Annotated in this window: 4 protein-coding genes; all 4 read right to left on the reverse strand. The window is 59.1% G+C overall.

Annotated features, from left to right (window positions below; all coding sequences use genetic code 11):
• The coding region (locus NTX40_00315) for a hypothetical protein (protein MCX5647535.1) at nt 1–200 on the reverse strand (200 nt) is incomplete at its 3' end.
• 308 nt (nt 201–508) lie between these two features.
• The gene (locus tag NTX40_00320; GenBank protein MCX5647536.1) at nt 509–1567 is read right to left on the reverse strand and encodes a hypothetical protein; all 1059 of its coding nucleotides are present in this window, start codon (nt 1565–1567) and stop codon (nt 509–511) included.
• 14 nt (nt 1568–1581) lie between these two features.
• Nucleotides 1582–2631 (reverse strand): hypothetical protein, encoded by a 1050-nt coding sequence (locus NTX40_00325; protein ID MCX5647537.1) that lies wholly within the window; start codon nt 2629–2631, stop codon nt 1582–1584.
• A gap of 66 nt (nt 2632–2697) precedes the next feature.
• Nucleotides 2698–3197: HEAT repeat domain-containing protein (locus NTX40_00330; protein ID MCX5647538.1), on the reverse strand; the 500-nt coding region annotated here is incomplete at its 5' end.

Here is a 3197-nt window from a genome sequence, read left to right on the forward strand (position 1 = left end):
AGGAGGTTTTGGGGGGTATTTTGGGGCGGTTTTTTGGAGACCACCGGCCCTGGCGCTAGCTTCCGGGGGTTTTTTTCGGCGGACGGGGTGCCTTTGGTAAGATGGGCTAGCGCAAATTTTGACTTTTTTAGGGGTTTTTTCACGTTTTTGGTGCGGTTTTTACCGGTTTTTGTGCCCTTTTTCGCACTCTTTCCATCCATGCCATGTGCATACCTTTATGTTAATAACTTTTTTCCCGTGTCTTTGGCATGGGAATTGCGCAGCCTTCAACGCAGAGATCGCAGAGCTCGCAGAGGCAGGATTGGGGAACGGCCTCCCTGAGGGACGGAGGGACGGCATTTTCGATCCTTCAGCCCCGGACCCAACCTCAACGGGGCAGGCGCGCCGGGACTACGCCGTGACGAGATGCCGCGGCAGGCCGGATCAGCGAAAGCCTGCCGAAAAAGATCGGCTGACGCAGGCCGCATGACCCCTTGCGGCCCGCTTGCATGGGGTTGGGTGCGGAACCCTATGGTGGACCGGTGCCCTTGTCTTCCGACGGCGCGGGCTTGCCTTCGAGGGCCGCTTCCTTCTCCTTGGCGGCTTTCTGTTCGGCGGCGCGCTCGCGAGCCTCCTTCAATTTCTGGTGGAACTCCTCCGCTTCCTTCATTTTCTTCTGAAGTTCTTCCACTTCCTGCTTCAGAGGCGAATCGGGATAGTCCCGCAGCAAGGTCTCCAGGTGCGCAGCCGCCTTTTCGAACTCATCCGCCTCCCGCTCCATGCGCGCCAAGTCCCAGAGCACGTCATCCACGTAGGGGCTCTTGGGGAATTCCTCGATGTAGGCGTTGGCCTTTGCCACTTTCTCCTCTCGCGTAGGGAGGGCCCAGAGCAGGTGAAATTCCAGGTACTGGCGATGCGGCGATTGGGGAAACCTTTTCTTGAGTTCGGCGACCTTCTCTTTAACCTTTTGGGGACTGAAGTCTGGTCCCGCTTCGAGCAATGGTGCCAAGTCCGCAGTGAAAACCGATAGAGCGCCTTGTTGTTCCGGAACCAATGGTTTGACCGTAAACCGTTCCGGCGAAGTCCTAAAGGGCGCCGCATGTCCCTGGAGGCGGATTTCCGCCTGGACCTCATAGGTGCCAGGGCCGAGCCACGCGAGGCGTCCGGCTGTTGTGGCCACCAGGGCGACCGTTTTCTTTGACTTCACGACTCCCCCGGCCTCAATAGCGGGGCCAAGTGACTCCCACTTGGGGTTACCTGGGCACAATACCACGTCCCCGGGCATCCCCTTTCTGACTCTGACAGCCGCACCCTTGGCAACGCTTAGAATAGTAATATCCACATCACTAACAAGGTAGAACACACCTGGACGCGCATAGACGGTCTTGACCGGGCTATCGGTCGGGTTCCGGAGCCCGACGGTCACCACCAATGGCTCGCCGACCACGATCTCACTGGAGTGGATTTCGAGAACGGCTTGCAGATCATCCACGTCGCTGCCGACACACGGGGTGCAGAGAAGGATAAGGATCAGGCTCCATACGACCGCCTGCGCAAATAGAATTGGTAAGTCGCGTAGCCGACGCATAGCCAAGCCTCCTTTTACTGCAAAAAGGGTTCCTCTTTCTCAATCTCGTCGGATTCCCGTATGGCCTTCAGATGGTCTTCGTTGAATACACGGGTTGAGTCAATACAAGGGCTCTCCATCAAAGTCCCCGGCGGGCCCTCGCCCAAGCCGAAGACGTGTCCCAATTCGTGAGCAGCGGTGACCTTTTCGACTGTCAAGGCATTGGCCCTTGCCTCGGGGGGAAACCAGCCTGCTACCGACCAGGCTTCGTATTCTCGTGCTGCCTCCAGGAAGACAAGAGCAATGTTCGGTACGCGCTGCACGGGACCTATGGCGCAACACGCTGTTCCAAGCAGGAGCCCGAGGTCGCCCTCTTTTGTTGGCGTGCTATTGTGAAAGTGGTAGTAGCGGTCGGGATCACCATCATGCGCCGACTGGATGCCGTCTCTCGGTTCTTCTTGCCATAGTTTGCCCTGGTGGGCCGAGAGGACGAGGGCAACCCAATACGCTGGCGAGGGTGAACGGTCTTTCCGCGGCTCTGCTGCGTTGTAGATAGGAACGGACGCATTCCTGACGGTCGGCATAAAGGGGGTGTCCAAGTCTTGTGCCCCGTCATCCTCTTTGGCTTCTATGTACGCGGGCGCGAACTTCTCGTTGATGAGAGACCAATCCACGGTTCGCGACTGAATCAGCACATCATCATCGCAGAAACCCGCCGTCCAGTCTTCGTAAGGCGTTATATCGCCCACTGGCGGCGTCGTGCGATCCGTCACATAGACCGTATCCTCACCGTCGTCGTCTTCATTATCAATGATCTCGAAATCCGGTCCGCCATACAAATACAAGTATCCGCCTTCATAGCGCCCATTGTCCGGGCAGTGCCAGTCATGAATCTCGGCGCCGCTGTCGCCCGGATGTGGAACGTTCGGGCCGTACGTGTCATCGAGGTTCCTGCCCACCACATTATTGTCCCAAGTAAATGCCATTGAATCCAACTCCAGGTGCAGTTTGCGCCAGGTGGTGAGCATTTCGGACTCGGCGACGCCGTCGGGCGGTTGGCAGGCGTCCGCCTGGGCCTGGGTCATGGCCTCCAGGCGCGCCTGGGCCCCGTCGCCCCAGGCCACAGCGAACCGCCAGTTATCCCCCGGCTGCTATTCCGGCGGCACCTCCTTTCCAAGCTCTTGGAGCGCAAGGCGGGCCGAATCGCGAACCTCAGGAGATGGATCTCGCAACAGGCCTTGGAGGGCCGGGGCCGCCTGAGGGTCACCGCGGTTGCCCAACGCGATGGCCGCCGCCGAACGCACGTCCGCGACTGGATCCCGGAGGCCGGCCAGGAGGCTCTTGTACACAGTTTCATCCTGGATCGTGGCAACCTTCTCCAGGGCTCTGGCGCGCACCCAGGATGACCCGTTACCAATCGCCTCGATCCAGAAAGCCTGTTTGGAGAACGGCTTCTCTTCTCCTGACGCCACGGCTTTCCGGCGCTTCGCCACTTCCCGCAATCGTTCCTCGTAAGCGGAACGCTCTTTGTCGTCCTTGCTTGTGGCGACGAGTGCCTGAAAGATCCGCTCCGCTTCGGCGAAACGGTCCATGTACATCAGGGCGACTCCCTGGTGCTCCTTAAGTGCCCTCACCTTCCCCTGGTCAACTG

This window comes from Planctomycetota bacterium (assembly GCA_026387035.1).
Taxonomy (GTDB): Bacteria; Planctomycetota; Phycisphaerae; order FEN-1346; family FEN-1346; genus JAPLMM01.

Bases quoted from the DNA above. Each gene is read 5' to 3' on its own strand.
- NTX40_00320 (MCX5647536.1), bottom strand. From the start codon at position 1,567: ATGCGTCGGCTACGCGACTTACCAATTCTATTTGCGCAGGCGGTCGTA.
- NTX40_00325 (MCX5647537.1), bottom strand. From the start codon at position 2,631: ATGACCCAGGCCCAGGCGGACGCCTGCCAACCGCCCGACGGCGTCGCC.